Below are 14197 nucleotides of genomic sequence, written 5' to 3'. Positions count from 1 at the left end.
GTCGCACTGTTCAGCAGGCTCGACCTCTCTGGACGAGCCAAACCACCACCAATCCAGCCAGCAAAACTGCCCCAAAATCCCCAAATGACCCTCAACCTGTGAATCCCGGACAGTTGTGGGCCGAAGTGCCGGCATCCACCGGTCGGCACCTCCCGGAGCGGAGGTCGTTCCGGACCTTGGCGTCTATCCGGACCTTGGCGTCCAAGCGCCCAAGGCTGAGCGTCTCGGGCAATGATGCGGCATTGATCTATCTCGGCCCATGTCGCAGGCTTCTGACAAATCTGTGGAGCGCGCGATTGGAGAACGTCGATGCCCTTTAGCCGACTGGGCTGCGCTGGCGTGGTCGCGATCGCGGCGACGCTCACGCTGGTCCTTGTCTGTCCCCACCCGAGCTGGAACCCGTGGACGCTGCGGGCGATCAAGGCGGAGTCAGAGGGGCTGATGACGACCCACCCGATCAGGGCGCCAGAGGCGTGGACATCCGTCCCCCGTGCCGATTGGCCGCCCGTCATCGCCAGCTTCGAGCCGGAGTCGGTGACCGTCCACAATTGGGGCGTCGAGGTGACGACGATCCCATTCTTCGATGGCGGCTGGGGCTATGGCGTCCCGCGAAACGACGAAGTCCGACGGCGGCTCGCTAAACAATGCTACAGCGACGCCGGACAAGGTGTTCTGTGGCACGTCCCGTGCTGACCCCGCCCCGCCACCCAAGCCGCCGCCATGCCGGCATCCACCGTGCGGCACCTCCCGGAGCCGAGGTTGTCCCGAACCTCCAAGTCGAACCGCGCCAGGCCACGTCACGCGCCGCCGCCAGTCCGGGATGGAGGATAAGTATGCCCCGGCACTTCGGCCGGGGCGATGGATCGACTATGGCGGGGTCAGGCCCCGCGCCCCGGAGACGACCGAGGCCGAGACCCGTGAGCGTTCATTCGCCCTGCGTCCTCGACCGATCGCCAAGCCTCAGCGGGCGGCGCGGCAACGCTTCAGGAAATCCTGCCAGATCTTGCGGTCGCGAAGCGGCAGCGTCACCGCGACGCTGGGGCCGGTGGTGAACAGTGATATCATGTCGCTTCCGTTGCTTTGCTGAACTGCGGCAGCATGTCTGCGACAATCGGCGGGCGATCGAGCTGAACAACTGGCAGGCGGCAAGTCGGCCGCTCAGTCGGTTCCTAGTTGCTGGAGGCCCCATCGCGGCCATTTCTCATGCCACGGGTTAGTTCTCTATCGATTTCCCGTACAAGGCCTTAACCACTGGACCAATCTATCAGTTTTGTGCATGCCCAGTGGCTATGCCCAGTTGTTGTGGTTGATTGATTAAATCGAAAATAAGGCGGGCAGCGTATGCTGAGGGGGAACATTTATCGAACGCACGTGAAAAAATGTGATTCGCAAATTTTTGTGAGGGCCTCGAATTTACGATTGACTTTATATCAGCATCAGGGCAGGGGCGGTGCGCCCTTAGCCGATTTGCGAATCAAGTCAACCGCAAACGGACCTGTTTGGGCCTCCAAGCCACTCGTTTCGTCGCATTTACGATTGCGCACCTGTGGATAGAGTAATTATATAGCTAGAAATCGCTGCCGAGAACGAATGAGGAACGGGACATTTCCGGTCTGTCAAGAGTTTAAACGGTAACTGCGATATGTCGCAACAGGGTTGGTGTTCGGTCAGCCCGCTCCGGTCGCCTCAAGCCGAGGGGTGGCAAGGATCAAGTTACGGCAGCATGTTGCCCGTAAGGGCAAACCTGGAAGGTGTATGATGACGAGTGCCATCGATCGCGCCGCCGAGTTGCTGTTTGGCAATGCTGAGCGCGTTCTTGTAAATGTCCGCTTCCTGTGCGGTGGGGAGCCCAATCTGTCAGCCGAGCATCTCGCTGAACAAATTGTTTTGTCAGAGACGCAAATTCGCGCGGGTCGCGCCCGTGAGATTGTTAATGTTGACGAGTATTTGACGTCTCTTTCGGCTTGATGTAGCGCGGCAGCCTTACTCACAGGGTTGTCGCGCGCGCTTTATGCAGTTCAAGCAATTTTACGAGCTCGTTCTCGGAAAGACCTTAGACAAGCCGCTTGGTTTTGAGTTTCTCCGTGAAGCAATTGACGGTGGGCTTAATGACGTCCAAGAGGTGAAGGTTTGGCGTCAAACTTATCACCCGCCGAAGCGCGAAGCTCACTTTATGCTGTTCGATGATCGGACAAGCGCTTATGATGGCGAGTTTCTAGTAGCGGATATTAGCTATTGTTCTGCGTTGGATCACGATCCTGCTGAGTTGCTATTTGCGCTTACAAAAGAGTTAATGCATGTTTTTGACCCTGTCGAAACTCGGATCGATAGCAGAGAGAAATTTGTCAAGTTTCTAAAGGACTTGCAGAATGCTCCGCTGGATAAGCCTAATCTAGCGATCGATGCAGAAAATCGAGCTAGGTGGATGGCAATCTTAGTGCTGTGCCCGAAGCCCCTTAGGGACTCCATTGCTGCGGAAATCGCAGAAGGTCGTGCAATTAGACCCGAGGTTGCTCAGCGATTTGGATTGCCAGATTGGCTTATTGAAGTTGCTCTAGACGACTATTATGATGAGGCGGTTAGGATACTAACTGTAGCTTCCTAAGCTTATGTAGCTCAGATTTGGAGTTCGTGGATCAAGCTACCAGCTTCTCCAACGGTCTCATCCTTTGATTCCTTACGGCTTGCAAGCCGCGCGCAGCCGTACCTCAATCACCGCCCTCGGCAGCGGGTCAGGAAGCCCTTCCACACCTTGCCTCCCTGATCCGACATCACGACCGCGGTGGTGAAGTCGGTCGTGAACAGGGACATCATCTGCTCTTCGGCATGGCGTTCAGCATCTTGTCGTCCTTTGCCACGCGGATCGTCAGGTCCAATCCCTCGGCCGGGTTCTTCACCGCCCGAGCGGGCTGAAACTGGGAGCCCTTGCCGCTGGACGGCGCCATCTTCGCCGCACCTTCGGGCATGACCGCGTCGGGGCCGTCGCTGATCTGCTGGCCGTTCAGGTCGTGAAGCTGTGTCAGCCCGGTCTGGGTAACGGTCATGTCACCGGCGGTGCATTCGAAGCGATAGGACTTCCCCGGTCCCAGCTGAAGTTACAGCACTTCGCCGCGGTCGGCGACCGCCGGCTCGACCATCCATCTGTTCCCCGTGTCCTGTGCGACGACGACGGGCAGTGCCGCCAGCAGGCCAAGTGTCGCGAAAATCCCCATGTCATCCCCCTCCAGCGTCCCGGCTGGGGGGTAGGGTCCCCGTGGCCGTCCGGTCAATCGGCATCCGCCCGGGCGCAAGGTGCGGAGGCCGGCTCAGCCGCGCGGCGCCTTCCCCGCGAGATCATCGACCACCTCGTCCAGGAGCGCCTGCGATGCCTCGCCTTCGCCAAGGGCGCGCGCCAGCACGACCGCGCCGACCATCTCGGCCAGGATCGCGGCGGGCGGGCGCGGGGGCGTGCCGTCGGTGCCGGCGGGCGGGGCGAGGGTGGCCAAGTGGCGCAGATAGGCGGCGACCGCGTCGGCGAAGACCTGGCGCAGCGCGGGATCGTCGCGGCGGGCGGCATCGGCGGCAAGGGCGGGCAGGATGCAGCCGCCGCCGGCATCGTCGCAATGCGCGGACGAGACATAGCGCTCGACCAGCGCCCGGAACGTCGCCTCCGGTGACTCGGCCTGCGCCTGGGCCAGCACGTCGCGGCTGGTGTCCAGCGCATGGCGGGTCGCCTGGACCAGCAGGTCGTCCTTCGACGCGAAGTTGCGATAGAAGCCGCCATGCGTCAGCCCCGCCGCCTTCATCAGGTCGGCGACGCCGATCCCGTCATAGCCGCGCTCGCGCAATAGAGTCGCCGCGGTATCGATGACCCGCTCGTGATTCTCCCGCGCCTTTTCGCGTGACACTTTCATTCGACTCTCCGCGCGGACCGGTGCCGCGTTTTCATTTCGGTCGTCATATAAGCGGTGAGTGATAATTTGCGACCGGGTGGGCCGCCCATGCTGAAGATCTCGCGAAAAAATATCGGATATTCAGCCTGTTAAATCCTCTCCCGGAGGGAAAGGGGGACCGCGCATCGCGCGGTGGAGAGGGAGTATCCGCGAACGCAGCGGCCAGAGGGGCATGCACACATCGCCGCATCCACCGACTCACAATCCCGACCTCGACGCCCTGTGTTCCTGCCTCGAAGCCATCACTTGCGGACACTCCCTCTCCACCAGCCTGCGGCTGGTCCCCTGTCCCTCCGGGATAGGATTTAGGATGTTATTTCAGATGCTTGAAGGAAACCTTCCACCTCAACCCTTGTCAATGATTATGACCATAATATATCCTGCTCACAGCAGCCGGCTGATCCGGCGTTCTCGAAAGATCCCGCCATGACTGCCAAGCCTTCCGTCCTCATCACCGGCGCATCGTCCGGTATCGGCGCCACCTATGCCGATCGCCTTGCCGCGCGCGGGCATGATCTGGTGCTGGTCGCGCGCGATGTCGGGCGGATGGAGGCGCTGGCGGCGACGCTGCGCGCGCGCGACGGGGTGGTCGTGGACATCGTCCAGGCGGACCTGACCTTGTCCGGCGACCTCGACCGGGTCGAGGCGCGGCTGCGCGAGGACGATCGGATCGGCATCCTGATCAACAATGCCGGCGCCGCGCTGAGCGGCAATTTCGTCGACCAGCCGGCCGACCGGGTGGCGCAGCTGATCGCGCTGAACACCGTCGCGCCCACCCGGCTGGCGCACGCCATAGCGCCGCGACTGGCCCGGGCGGGCGAGGGGGCGATCGTCAATATCGGCTCGGTCGTCGGACTGGCGCCCGAATTCGGCCAGACCGTGTACGGCGCGACCAAGGCCTATATGCAGTTCCTGTCGCAGGGGCTCAGCCTCGAGCTGACGCCGCGCGGCGTCTATGTCCAGGCGGTACTGCCCGCCGGCACCCGGACCGAGATCTGGGAGCGTGCCGGCGTCGATCCGGCGACGCTGCCGCCGATGATGGCGGTCGGCGACCTGGTCGACGCGGCGCTGGTCGGGTTCGATCGGCGAGAGGGGGTGACGATCCCGCCGCTGGGCGACGATGCCGCATGGCGGAATTTCGACACCGCTCGTCTCGCCGTGCTCGGCGGGCTTGACCAGGCCAATGTCGGCGCGCGTTATCGCGCGACCGCCTGAACCCTCTCCAATCGATACCCGAGGAACGATCATGACGCAGGACATCCTGTTCACGCCCTATGCGCTTGGCCCGGTCACGCTGGCCAATCGCCTCGTGATGGCGCCGCTGACGCGCAATCGCGCCGCCGCCGGCTTCGTGCCCGGCCCGCACGCCGCCGAATATTACGCCCAGCGCGCCACGGCCGGCCTGCTGATCGCGGAGGCGACGCAGGTCTCGCAGCAGGGCCAGGGCTATCAGGATACGCCCGGCATCTATTCGGACGATCAGGTCGCCGGGTGGCGCAAGGTGACCGATGCCGTCCATGCCGCGGGCGGGCGGATCTTTCTCCAGCTGTGGCATGTCGGCCGCGTCTCGCATGTCGATCTCCAGCCGGACGGCGGCGCGCCGGTCGCCCCGTCCGCGATCCGGGCGGAGACCAAGACCTTCGTGAACAATGCCTTCGTCGATACGTCGGAGCCGCGCGCGCTGGCGCTGGAGGAGCTGCCCGGCATCGTCGCCGATTTCCGCAAGGGCGCGGCCAATGCGATCGCGGCCGGGTTCGACGGGGTCGAGATCCACGGCGCCAACGGCTATCTGCTCGACCAGTTCGCCAAGGACGGCGCGAATGTCCGCACCGATGCCTATGGCGGATCGGTCGAGAACCGGGCGCGGCTGATGCTCGAGGTCGCCGCCGCGGTCGTGGACGAGATCGGCGCCGAGCGCACCGGCATCCGCCTGTCGCCGGTCACCCCCGCCAACGGCATCACCACCAGCGACCCCCAGGCGCAGTTCGACCATATCGTGCGCGAGCTCGACCGGCTGAAGCTGGTGTTCATCCATGTGATCGAGGGCGCAACCGGCGGCCCGCGCGACGTCGCGCCGTTCGACTATGACGCGCTGCGCCAGGCGTTCAGCGGCGCCTATATCGCCAATAACGGCTATGACCGCGCGCTGGCCGAGGCTCACCTGGCCGACGACAAGGCCGACCTGATCGCCTTCGGCCGCCCGTTCATCGCCAACCCCGACCTGGTCGAGCGGCTGAAGGCGCGCGCGCCGCTGGCCGAGATCGACCCGGCGACGCTCTATGGCGGCGGGGCGAAGGGCTATACCGACTATCCGACGATGCGCGGGTAAGCGCTAACTCGGTCATCCATCCCACCCGTCATGCCGGCCGAAGTGCCGGCATCCACCGGGCGGCGCATCCCGGAGCCGAGGTGCGCGCGGCCGGCGGCGTCGAGGCGCCGGGGGGGGGCGCGCCTCCCGCACCACCGCGGGTCCGGGAGGGAGGATGGGTGGACCCCGGCATTTCAGCCGGGGCGACGGGTGAGGGGCGCGTCGCGGATGGAGGCGGTTCGGTCTTGACCTGATCCCGACGGCCCTTGTGCCTTTGTGTGAGCCCGACCCGCGCCGGTGGCAGCGGCCACCCACACCCCCCGCTACGCCTCGTCCTTCCCCGCCAGCAGCTTGCGCGCCTCGTGCAGGCGCCAGGACACGGTGCCTTCCGACACCCCCAGGATCGCCGCCGCCTCGGCGTGCGTCAGCTGTTGCCCCGCCACAAGCACCACCGCCTCGCGGTACGCCGCGGGCAGGCGGGCGATGGCGCTTTTCAGCCACATCGCGTCGTGCAGCTCGCGCCCGTCCGGACCCTTGCCCAGCCGCGCCAGCACGGTCAGCCGGTCGAGGAATCCGCCCCGGCTGCGCCGCCGGCGGTGCAGGTCGCGGCAGGCATTGACGGTGATGCCGCACAGCCAGGTCGAGAATTTCGCCTCGCCGCGAAAGCCGCCGATCCGCTCGACCAGCGCGCAGCACACGTCCTGCACGACGTCCTCGGCATCGGTGCGCGATCCGGTCAGCTGCCAGGCCAGGCCGTGGATGCGGTCGTAATGACGCTCGATCAGTCGGGAAAAGGCGGTGCGGTCGCCGGCCATAGCGGCGGCGACCAGCGGTGCATCGGGATCGCCCCCCGCCGGCGCCACGCCTCAGCGCCCGCTCGCACGCGGCGCCGCGGGGCACCGCGCACATGCTGGACCGCTGGACGATGCTTCCCCCGACATGGCCGCGCTTGTGCCCGATTCGGCCGGGGGATGCCATCGGTGTGGCGGGTGTCGAGGCGCCGGGCGGGGTGGCGCGTCGACCGGTTCAGCCCGAACGGTGGCGGGGCGTAGGCGCAAGGCTCCGCTCGCCCTGCCCCTGTCGAACGGCGGCTATCGCCGCGCGCACTCGTCGCCGGGTCGCACCGGTTCCGCCTCGCCGCGGGACGCGATCCAGTCGCGGGAGCGCGTCAGGCTGGCATCGACCTGCATCAGCAGCGCGGCGATGCGGGCGTCGGGATCGGGATCGTGGCGGCTCATGCGTGCGTCTCCGCGCCCGTGCTGTCGGCCAGCGCCGCGGCGATCACGCTGTCGAGATCGGGTCCGGCGGCGAACGCCAGCGCGGCCGGGCGGCCGCCACGCGCCTGGGCGGCGGTGAAGGCGGCGGCGCGCAGGCGGCGCAGCGCCTCGACCCGGTCGTCGTCGCGGTCATATTCGCGCAGCCATTCGTCACGGGTCCAGCGATGATGCGGCTCGAGCCGGATCGTGCGCAGTTCGGGCGGGGCGGCGGCGATGCGGGCGAGCAGGGCACGCGCCCGCGGCGTGCGGGTCCAGCGGGGCAGGGCGGCCGGGCGCGGCATGGCGGCTCCATGAGGTTGGGGACGGAGCGAATATATGACGGATATGTCCGTCATTCAATGTGCGCGGCTGTGCATTTCCGCAAGCCGTGCCCTGATCCCTTTCCGCCGCTCGCCATGAGCCCGTCGAAGGGCGGTTTTCCACGAGCGCGCGGCCATGTGGCGCGGGCGGGCTTCGACAGGCTCAGCCCGAACGGGGAGGAATGCGCGGCCTGACCGCATCCCTCCGCCGCCCCTCGGGAACGCACCCGGCCATCATCCGTTTTGCATGTCATGGCAAAGCGTCCCTCACGCATGAAACTCTATGCCGCGAGCGGCACCACGCTGGCGATCGCGGCGGCGGCGGGGATCAGCCTGGCGACCTATGCCGATAGCGGCAGTTTCAATTTCTACTCCGCCGCGCCGGTCGCCACCGCGTGGGACGAGCCGAAGCCCGATCCGATCCCCGCCGCGCCGTTCGTCACCCCCGCGGGCGCGCCGGTCGCGACCTATGCCGCCGACGGCGCCGGGGTCGAGGCGGTGCCGGCGGTGGACAGCAGCGTCGCCTGGCTGGGCGAGGAGGACTGGCAGGCGCCGGTCTATGACGAAGCGGGCGCGATCGATCCGGTGCAGGACCGCGCCGGATCGGCCCGCGACGACCTGTCCGACCTGGTGCCGCCGCGTGAGGATCAGCGCTTCGATGCGCCCGACCCGGACGAGGTCGCCGCGTCGGGCGACTCCCGTCCGGTCGCCGATCCGCGCGACCGCCGCGCCGCGGCCGAGGACCGCTATGTCCGCGCGCCGTCGGAGAGCGACGCGGCGCAGGACTAGCCGGCCGGCGACGATCGCGCCATTCCGGTTCATTTCAATCCGGCAGACAAGCGGGCGCGATGGTGCTCGGCATCGCTCTTCGCTTGCCATGTAGGAAATTTCCTACGATAAGGAACAAAGAAAGAACAAACGAGGCGAGTCGCGTGGGCGGTGACGAAGCGATCCTGAGTGAACCGGCATGCGAGGCAGGGTGCGTGCGGTGCGTTCGCGCATGCGCGATCGCGAATATCAAGCTCGGCTGGTGGCTGCGCGAGGAGGAGCGGTTGCTGCGTCAGCGCTCGACCGGGCCGGCTCAGCGCTGGTGGCTGGCCGAGATCGAGGAAGCTTCAGAATGCGTGCAACGCCTTCGCCGAGAAATCGCGCGCGTTTGTCCGGCGATCCCATCGGCATATCCGGCAGCAGCGCGAGCAGCGCCGCGATCAGATCGTCTTCACTAGGGCCCGGGGCTGCGGCGGCGCGGCGGGCGGGGGCGGGCGCATCGGCCAGGCCGAAGATCGACAGGTCGCCGCCCAGCGCGCGCGCCAGGTTGGTCAGCACCTTGATCGTCGGGTTGCGGTTGCGCCCGTTGAGGATGTCGCCGACGCAGTCGCGCCCCTCGCCGGCAGCGGCGGCCAGGCCGCGCTGCGAATATCCGCCCGAGGGTCCGGTGGCCGCGGCCAGCACTGCCCTGATCCGATCGAGATCGAGTTCGTTCGCCATAAGCTGTGCATTGCATGACGGATGTGTCCGGCACAAGCGTCATTGTGCAGCGATTGGACGCAGTGCCGGGCGCGAGTCCGCTCGGGGCGGGCGTCATACGGATAATTCCGTCGAAACTGGAAGGAGTTGGGGAATGTCGGTTCATGTCGAGGCGCGGACGGTGGCAGTGCCGGCGGGGCAGGGGCGCGTGAATGCACCGGCCGCCGCGCGGGTGGCACGGGTCGCGTGCGCGCGGTGCGGGCGGGTGGTGTGCGGCCATCCCGACCCGGTGTGGAGCGGCGTCGTGCCGGGGAGCGCGGCGGCATGAGCGGCCTTGCGATGACGGATAAATCCGCTGCCCGGCCGGGCACGCGCAGCGTGGCGGCGCGGCTGAAGGTCGAGGCGCAGAAGGCCGCGCTGGCGGCGCATGTCGCCGAGGGCGGTTCGATCACCGGCTGGGGCAAGGCCAATGGCGTCGACGACGGCTGGGTCTGGCAGCTGTGGGGCAAGATCCGCCGCGACCTGGGGTGGCAGGCGGCGTGAGGGGTGGGGTCGCCTTTAATCCTCTCCCGGAGGGAGAGGGGGACCGCGCCCGCAGGGCGGGGTGGAGAGGGAGTGTCCACGCGCGCAGCGGGTCGTGTGGGGCAACTCCCTCTCCACCAGCCTGCGGCTGGTCCCCCTCTCCCTCCGGGAGAGGATTTGGGGGCGGCGCCATCTTCTCCCCTCCCGCGTGCGGGAGGGGTCGGGGGAGGGCTTGTCCACTTTCGACCGGTTCCTGTGACAGGCCCTCCCCTAGCCCCTCCCGCGAGCGGGAGGGGAACTGGTTGCATGCGGGTTCTACCGGTGCGCCTCTGCTTTGGCCGACCCGATGCTTCGGTGCGGGAGGCGGCGCATGAACGTCGCGGCGCTGGTGCGCGCCATGAGCGATGCCGGGGCGACGCCGGAGGCGATTGCGATCGCCGTCGAGGCGCTCGTCGCGCGGGACGATGCGTCGGAGCGCCGGCGGACGGCCGAGCGGGAGCGCAAGCGGCGCTATCGCACGCGGCAGCGCGGCGACGAGGCGGGGCAGCTCGACCTTGGCTATGGCGACGCATGCCCGGGCGATGCCGCGGGGACGGGACAGGGACGGGACGGGGACGGGACAAAGACGGGACAGGGACGGGACAGCGACGGGACCGTCCCGGACGAACCCCCTTCCCCTAATAAACCCCCCCAGACCCCCAAAAATAACCCCAACCCCGCGGATACACACACGGACGCGCATGCGTGCGAGGCCGGTCCGGGGGATGGGGAGGGGCTGAGCGAGGACGAGCCGCCAGCGCCGCCAGCACCACCGCCGCCGCCAGCACCACCGCCCTCGCCGCCAGCGCCGCCAGCACCACCGCCGCCGCCAGCACCACCGCCCTCGCCGCCAGCGCCGCCGGCACCCCCGCCGGCACCGCCCGAGCCGCCCCGGCTGTGGTCGTGCCCGCCCGGCGTCGACCCCGATCACTGGCGGGATTTCCTGGCCTGTCGCCGGCGCAAGCGGCTGGTGAACAGCCCCGCCGCCTATGCCCATCAGCTCAAGCTGATCGCCAGGTTCGCCTGCGCCGAATGGCCGCCCGGGCGGCTGGTGCTCGCCTCGGCCGAGCGCGGCTGGGCAACGATCGTCGATCCACTCGAACATGAGGACCCGGGCAATGGAATCGCCCAGCAGAAATTCCCCCGAACCGCACGCCGCGCCCGGCACCAGGACCGCCATGACGGCCGCGATCCCGGCGGCATCGGCCGCACCGCGGCTGCGGCGATTGCTGTCTTTGGTGCCGGAACGGATGGCGGCGGGTGACGCGGCGATGATCCCGCTGGCGCAGGCGGCGCTGAGCGAGGCGGAGGGGCGGCTGGCGCCCGCGGGGCCGACCGATTTCCGGCGCGAGCTGACCGCGTGCCTGATGCTGTGCGCGCCCGCTGGCATGGCCGAGGAGGATCGCCGCGAATGGCTGATCGCCGCCTGGGGCACGTTGCAGGGCATTCCGGCCGACCTGCTGGCGGCGGGCGCGCAGGCGGCGCGGCGGCGCTGCACCCATCCGTCGCAGATCGTGCCCGCGATCCTGGAGACCGCCGAGCCTTTGTGGCGGATCCGCCGGGCCGATCGCCAGCGGGTGACCGGCGCGCTGGCCCGGATGCGCGGGCCCGCACGCCCCGCCGAGCCGCGCTGCACCCCGGCGCAGGCGCGCCGCATCATCGAGGCACTGGGCCTGGACGTGCCCGCGCCCGGCGCCCGGCCGCCCCGGCCCTCGGTGCCCGACTGGCTGCGCGAGCGGATCGCCGCGGCCGCCACCCCCGAGACCAACACAGCAATTCCGAACGAGGACCAGTGACATGATCGACCGCAACGAAAGCCCCGAGGCACTGGCGCAGGTCGCCAATGTGCCGATCGAACTCAGCCGGCTGGTATTCGCCGCCGCGGGATGCAGCGAGGGGGTCGCGCTGCTGCGCTCGCCCGGCCGCGGCGAGATCCTGGTGGGACAGCGCCATGCCGTCGCCTGGGCGGCGCGCGACTATCTGGGCGCGACCTATGAACAGATCGGCCGTGCGATCAACCGCGACCATTCGGTGGTGGTGCGCGGATACAATGTCGCGCGGCGGATGCGAAAGACCGATCCGGAGTTTCGCGAGCTGAGCAACGCGCTGGCGCGTACCGTGGCCGGGCGGACGGTGGCGCGCACCGCGCATCGCCGGCCGCGCCGCGAGGCGGCGGCATGAGCGGGCCGTTCGACCGGCCGCGCGGGGCGCAGGACCCGCGCGACGAGGCGGCGGATGCGGTGGAGATCCGCGACGCCACCCCGTTGCGCCGCACGCCGGCGCGCGGGGCGCGATCGACCCGGCCGGGGGTGACCGACGAGATCCGCCTGCTCCAGGGGCTGAGCGAAGGGGTGCCGCTGCGCACGCTGTGCCGCGAGCTGGGGCTGGGGCGGTGGGTCGTCTATCGCTGGATCGAGGCGGACGAGGGGTTTGCCGCGCGCGTTGCCCAGGCGCGGGTGCAGGGGCATGACGCGCTGGCCGAGGAAGCGCTGGAGATCGCCGACGCAAGCGAGGGCGACTGGAAGGAACGCGAGCGCGGCAGCGGCGGGCCGGTGGCGATCACCGACCATATCCAGCGCGCCAAGCTGCGCGTCGACACGCGGCTGCGGCTGCTCGCGAAATGGGACCCGCGCCGATATGGCGAGGCGACGATGCTGAAGCACGCCGATGCCGAGGGCGGGCGCGTCGACCTGGCGAAGCTGATCGCCGAGCGGCGCGCGGTGGTCGCGGCCGAGCGTGCGGCGGAGGAAGCGGCCGAGGCGACCGAGGCGGCCCAGGCTGGCGGCGCGCTCCGGCGCGAGGAGGGCGATCATGAGGCGCGCTGATCCCGAAGGCGAGCTGGCGCGCGACATCGCCGGCTTTACCCATGATCCGCTGGGCTATGCCCGCTATGCCTTTCCCTGGGGCAGCGGGCCGCTGGCCGGCGCGACCGGCCCGCGCGCGTGGCAGGTGGGCGCGATGACGGCGATCCGAACCCATCTGGAGAATCCCGTGACCCGCCATTCGCCGTTCCGGATGGTGCGCGCCAGCGGCCACGGCATCGGCAAGTCGGCGCTGATCGCGATGCTGATCTGCTGGGGGCTGGACACGTGCGAGGATACGCGGATCGTCATCACCGCCAATACCGAGCCGCAGCTGCGCACCAAGACCTGGCCCGAAGTGGTCAAGTGGCGCAATTTGTCGATCACCCGCCATTGGTGGCGCGTCGCCAAGTCGGGGCTGTTCGCCCGCGCCGAGGGGCATGAGGAGAGCTGGCGCGCCGACGCCGTCACGTGGAGCGAGCATAATACCGAGGCGTTCGCCGGGCTGCACAACCAGGGCAAGCGCATCATCATCATCACCGACGAAAGCTCGAGCATCGCCGACAAGGTGTGGGAGGTGATCGAGGGCGCGCTGACCGACGAAGGGACCGAGATATTGTGGATCGCGTTCGGCAACCCGACGCAGAACAGCGGGCGGTTCCGCGAATGCTTCGGCCGCTACCGCCATTTGTGGAACGCCGCCGCGATCGACAGCCGCACGGTGGAGGGCACCAACAAGCCCTATCTGGACGAGATGGTGCGCACCTATGGCGTCGACAGCGACATCGTGAAGGTGCGCGTGCTGGGCCAGTTCCCCAGCGCATCGTCGATGCAGTTCATCCCCGCCGCGCTGGCACGCGAGGCGCGGACCCGGCCGCTGCCGATGCCGCTGGCCAGCGAGCCGCTGGTCTTCGGCGTCGATTGCGCGCGGTTCGGCGACGATCATTCGACGCTGGCGATCCGCTGTGGCCGCGACGCGCGCAGCCGGCCGTGGCGGCGCTGGCATCAGGTCGACAGCATGACGCTGGCCGGCGAGATCGCCGCCGAGGCGCAGCGATGGCGCCCCGATGCGATCTTCGTCGATGTCGGCAATATCGGCGGCGGCGTGATCGACCGGCTGCGCCAGCTGGGCCTGCGCACCGTGTTCGAGGTGAATTTCGGCGGCGCCGGCGGGACGGTGGAATGGGCCGCGGGCGTGCGGATCGCGACCGCCAACAAGCGGTCGGAGATCTGGTCGTCGATGCGCGCCTGGCTGGCCGCGGGCGGATGCATCCCCGACGAACAGGCGGTCGAGGACGATCTGACCGGCGTCGAATATGGCTATGGCGCCGGCGAGACGACGATCCAGCTGGAAAAGAAGGCGCACATGAAATCGCGCGGGCTGGCCTCGCCCGACGATGCCGATGCGCTGGCGTGCACGTTCGCGATGCCGGTCCTGCCGCGGACGCCGCTGCGGCTGGATCCGGCGAGCCTGATCCCGTCGGGCGGGTGGTATGACCGGTATGCGGAGTTGCGGTGAGGGGGGGCGTCTCAATTCACTCATCCCCCTCAA

At 68.3% G+C, this 14197-nt stretch carries 19 protein-coding genes; 13 read left to right on the top strand and 6 right to left on the bottom strand.

The annotated features are described in order from the left end of the window. Positions 1–309: 309 nt before the first annotated feature. From TPR58_RS22300 to TPR58_RS22290, 3 genes are all read left to right on the top strand, one after another. Positions 310–693 (top strand): hypothetical protein, encoded by a 384-nt coding sequence (locus tag TPR58_RS22300; RefSeq protein ID WP_346248985.1) that lies wholly within the window; start codon positions 310–312, stop codon positions 691–693. A gap of 1065 nt (positions 694–1758) precedes the next feature. Next, entirely contained in the window at positions 1759–1968 is a 210-nt protein-coding gene (locus TPR58_RS22295; RefSeq protein WP_346248984.1) for a hypothetical protein, read from the top strand. A 43-nt stretch (positions 1969–2011) separates the two neighbouring features. Beyond that, positions 2012–2605, top strand: a complete 594-nt coding sequence (locus TPR58_RS22290) for a hypothetical protein (protein ID WP_346248983.1) — start codon at positions 2012–2014, stop codon at positions 2603–2605. Between the two features lie 205 nt (positions 2606–2810). Here TPR58_RS22290 and TPR58_RS22285 read toward each other — a convergent pair whose 3' ends face one another. Next, complete coding sequence (locus TPR58_RS22285) at positions 2811–3044, bottom strand: hypothetical protein (protein ID WP_346248982.1); 234 nt, start codon at positions 3042–3044, stop codon at positions 2811–2813. A gap of 261 nt (positions 3045–3305) precedes the next feature. After that, positions 3306–3893 carry a TetR/AcrR family transcriptional regulator gene (locus TPR58_RS22280; RefSeq protein ID WP_346248981.1) on the bottom strand — a complete coding sequence of 196 codons (588 nt, stop codon included), beginning with the start codon at positions 3891–3893 and terminating at the stop codon, positions 3306–3308. Positions 3894–4358: 465 nt separating this feature from the next. Between TPR58_RS22280 and TPR58_RS22275 the strand changes: the two genes are divergently transcribed. Together TPR58_RS22275 and TPR58_RS22270 are read left to right on the top strand one after the other, a co-directional pair. Then, a complete protein-coding gene (locus tag TPR58_RS22275) occupies positions 4359–5147 on the top strand; it encodes an SDR family NAD(P)-dependent oxidoreductase (RefSeq protein ID WP_346248980.1) in 789 nt (262 codons plus the stop codon). Positions 5148–5178: 31 nt separating this feature from the next. Beyond that, on the top strand, positions 5179–6261 hold the full coding sequence (locus TPR58_RS22270; RefSeq protein WP_346248979.1) for an alkene reductase: 1083 nt from the start codon (positions 5179–5181) through the stop codon (positions 6259–6261). Between the two features lie 302 nt (positions 6262–6563). On the opposite strand, the gene TPR58_RS22265 is transcribed toward TPR58_RS22270, so the two are convergent. From TPR58_RS22265 to TPR58_RS22255, 3 genes are all read right to left on the bottom strand, one after another. Next, a complete protein-coding gene (locus TPR58_RS22265) occupies positions 6564–7103 on the bottom strand; it encodes an RNA polymerase sigma factor (RefSeq protein ID WP_346248978.1) in 540 nt (179 codons plus the stop codon). Between the two features lie 228 nt (positions 7104–7331). Next, positions 7332–7478: a hypothetical protein gene (locus TPR58_RS22260; protein ID WP_346248977.1), complete on the bottom strand. Its 147-nt coding sequence runs from the start codon at positions 7476–7478 to the stop codon at positions 7332–7334. Beyond that, positions 7475–7798 carry a hypothetical protein gene (locus TPR58_RS22255; protein ID WP_346248976.1) on the bottom strand — a complete coding sequence of 108 codons (324 nt, stop codon included), beginning with the start codon at positions 7796–7798 and terminating at the stop codon, positions 7475–7477. Before TPR58_RS22255 ends, TPR58_RS22260 begins: the two co-directional genes overlap by 4 nt. A gap of 291 nt (positions 7799–8089) precedes the next feature. Here TPR58_RS22255 and TPR58_RS22250 point away from each other — a divergent pair, with 291 nt between their 5' ends. Next, complete coding sequence (locus TPR58_RS22250; RefSeq protein ID WP_346248975.1) at positions 8090–8605, top strand: hypothetical protein; 516 nt, start codon at positions 8090–8092, stop codon at positions 8603–8605. A 228-nt stretch (positions 8606–8833) separates the two neighbouring features. Here the strand turns inward: TPR58_RS22250 and TPR58_RS22245 are convergent, their stop codons facing one another. Then, entirely contained in the window at positions 8834–9304 is a 471-nt protein-coding gene (locus tag TPR58_RS22245; protein ID WP_346248974.1) for a helix-turn-helix domain-containing protein, read from the bottom strand. A gap of 133 nt (positions 9305–9437) precedes the next feature. On the opposite strand from TPR58_RS22245, the gene TPR58_RS22240 reads away from it, so the two are divergent. From TPR58_RS22240 to TPR58_RS22210, 7 genes are all read left to right on the top strand, one after another. Beyond that, entirely contained in the window at positions 9438–9611 is a 174-nt protein-coding gene (locus TPR58_RS22240; RefSeq protein ID WP_346248973.1) for a hypothetical protein, read from the top strand. Between the two features lie 11 nt (positions 9612–9622). Beyond that, positions 9623–9826, top strand: coding sequence for a hypothetical protein (locus TPR58_RS22235; RefSeq protein ID WP_346248972.1), 204 nt, complete (start codon positions 9623–9625; stop codon positions 9824–9826). A 349-nt stretch (positions 9827–10175) separates the two neighbouring features. After that, complete coding sequence (locus TPR58_RS22230) at positions 10176–11108, top strand: hypothetical protein (RefSeq protein ID WP_346248971.1); 933 nt, start codon at positions 10176–10178, stop codon at positions 11106–11108. After that, positions 11095–11640 (top strand): hypothetical protein, encoded by a 546-nt coding sequence (locus TPR58_RS22225; RefSeq protein WP_346248970.1) that lies wholly within the window; start codon positions 11095–11097, stop codon positions 11638–11640. The genes TPR58_RS22230 and TPR58_RS22225 overlap by 14 nt, the downstream gene beginning before the upstream one ends. Position 11641: 1 nt before the next feature. Further along, positions 11642–12025, top strand: a complete 384-nt coding sequence (locus TPR58_RS22220) for a hypothetical protein (RefSeq protein ID WP_346248969.1) — start codon at positions 11642–11644, stop codon at positions 12023–12025. Further along, entirely contained in the window at positions 12022–12669 is a 648-nt protein-coding gene (locus tag TPR58_RS22215; protein ID WP_346248968.1) for a terminase small subunit-like protein, read from the top strand. The genes TPR58_RS22220 and TPR58_RS22215 overlap by 4 nt, the downstream gene beginning before the upstream one ends. Then, positions 12656–14164: a terminase gene (locus TPR58_RS22210; RefSeq protein WP_346248967.1), complete on the top strand. Its 1509-nt coding sequence runs from the start codon at positions 12656–12658 to the stop codon at positions 14162–14164. Before TPR58_RS22215 ends, TPR58_RS22210 begins: the two co-directional genes overlap by 14 nt. Positions 14165–14197: the final 33 nt, after the last annotated feature.

Origin of the sequence: Sphingomonas rustica (assembly GCF_039652585.1) — a bacterium.
Lineage (GTDB): Bacteria > Pseudomonadota > Alphaproteobacteria > Sphingomonadales > Sphingomonadaceae > Sphingomonas > Sphingomonas rustica.
Note: the sequence above shows the minus strand (reverse complement) of the source record. Positions and strands in the feature narration are given on the sequence as shown.

Excerpts from the sequence above, each read along its gene's own strand:
- TPR58_RS22270 (WP_346248979.1), top strand. The coding sequence starts at position 5,179 with ATGACGCAGGACATCCTGTTCACGCCCTATGCGCTTGGCCCGGTCACG.
- TPR58_RS22210 (WP_346248967.1), top strand. The coding sequence starts at position 12,656 with ATGAGGCGCGCTGATCCCGAAGGCGAGCTGGCGCGCGACATCGCCGGC.
- TPR58_RS22220 (WP_346248969.1), top strand. The coding sequence starts at position 11,642 with ATGATCGACCGCAACGAAAGCCCCGAGGCACTGGCGCAGGTCGCCAAT.
- TPR58_RS22225 (WP_346248970.1), top strand. The coding sequence starts at position 11,095 with ATGGCGGCGGGTGACGCGGCGATGATCCCGCTGGCGCAGGCGGCGCTG.
- TPR58_RS22230 (WP_346248971.1), top strand. The coding sequence starts at position 10,176 with ATGAACGTCGCGGCGCTGGTGCGCGCCATGAGCGATGCCGGGGCGACG.
- TPR58_RS22235 (WP_346248972.1), top strand. The coding sequence starts at position 9,623 with ATGACGGATAAATCCGCTGCCCGGCCGGGCACGCGCAGCGTGGCGGCG.
- TPR58_RS22295 (WP_346248984.1), top strand. The coding sequence starts at position 1,759 with ATGACGAGTGCCATCGATCGCGCCGCCGAGTTGCTGTTTGGCAATGCT.
- TPR58_RS22300 (WP_346248985.1), top strand. The coding sequence starts at position 310 with ATGCCCTTTAGCCGACTGGGCTGCGCTGGCGTGGTCGCGATCGCGGCG.
- TPR58_RS22260 (WP_346248977.1), bottom strand. The coding sequence starts at position 7,478 with ATGAGCCGCCACGATCCCGATCCCGACGCCCGCATCGCCGCGCTGCTG.
- TPR58_RS22245 (WP_346248974.1), bottom strand. The coding sequence starts at position 9,304 with ATGGCGAACGAACTCGATCTCGATCGGATCAGGGCAGTGCTGGCCGCG.
- TPR58_RS22275 (WP_346248980.1), top strand. The coding sequence starts at position 4,359 with ATGACTGCCAAGCCTTCCGTCCTCATCACCGGCGCATCGTCCGGTATC.
- TPR58_RS22215 (WP_346248968.1), top strand. The coding sequence starts at position 12,022 with ATGAGCGGGCCGTTCGACCGGCCGCGCGGGGCGCAGGACCCGCGCGAC.
- TPR58_RS22280 (WP_346248981.1), bottom strand. The coding sequence starts at position 3,893 with ATGAAAGTGTCACGCGAAAAGGCGCGGGAGAATCACGAGCGGGTCATC.
- TPR58_RS22250 (WP_346248975.1), top strand. The coding sequence starts at position 8,090 with ATGAAACTCTATGCCGCGAGCGGCACCACGCTGGCGATCGCGGCGGCG.
- TPR58_RS22255 (WP_346248976.1), bottom strand. The coding sequence starts at position 7,798 with ATGCCGCGCCCGGCCGCCCTGCCCCGCTGGACCCGCACGCCGCGGGCG.
- TPR58_RS22240 (WP_346248973.1), top strand. The coding sequence starts at position 9,438 with ATGTCGGTTCATGTCGAGGCGCGGACGGTGGCAGTGCCGGCGGGGCAG.
- TPR58_RS22285 (WP_346248982.1), bottom strand. The coding sequence starts at position 3,044 with ATGACCGTTACCCAGACCGGGCTGACACAGCTTCACGACCTGAACGGC.
- TPR58_RS22290 (WP_346248983.1), top strand. The coding sequence starts at position 2,012 with ATGCAGTTCAAGCAATTTTACGAGCTCGTTCTCGGAAAGACCTTAGAC.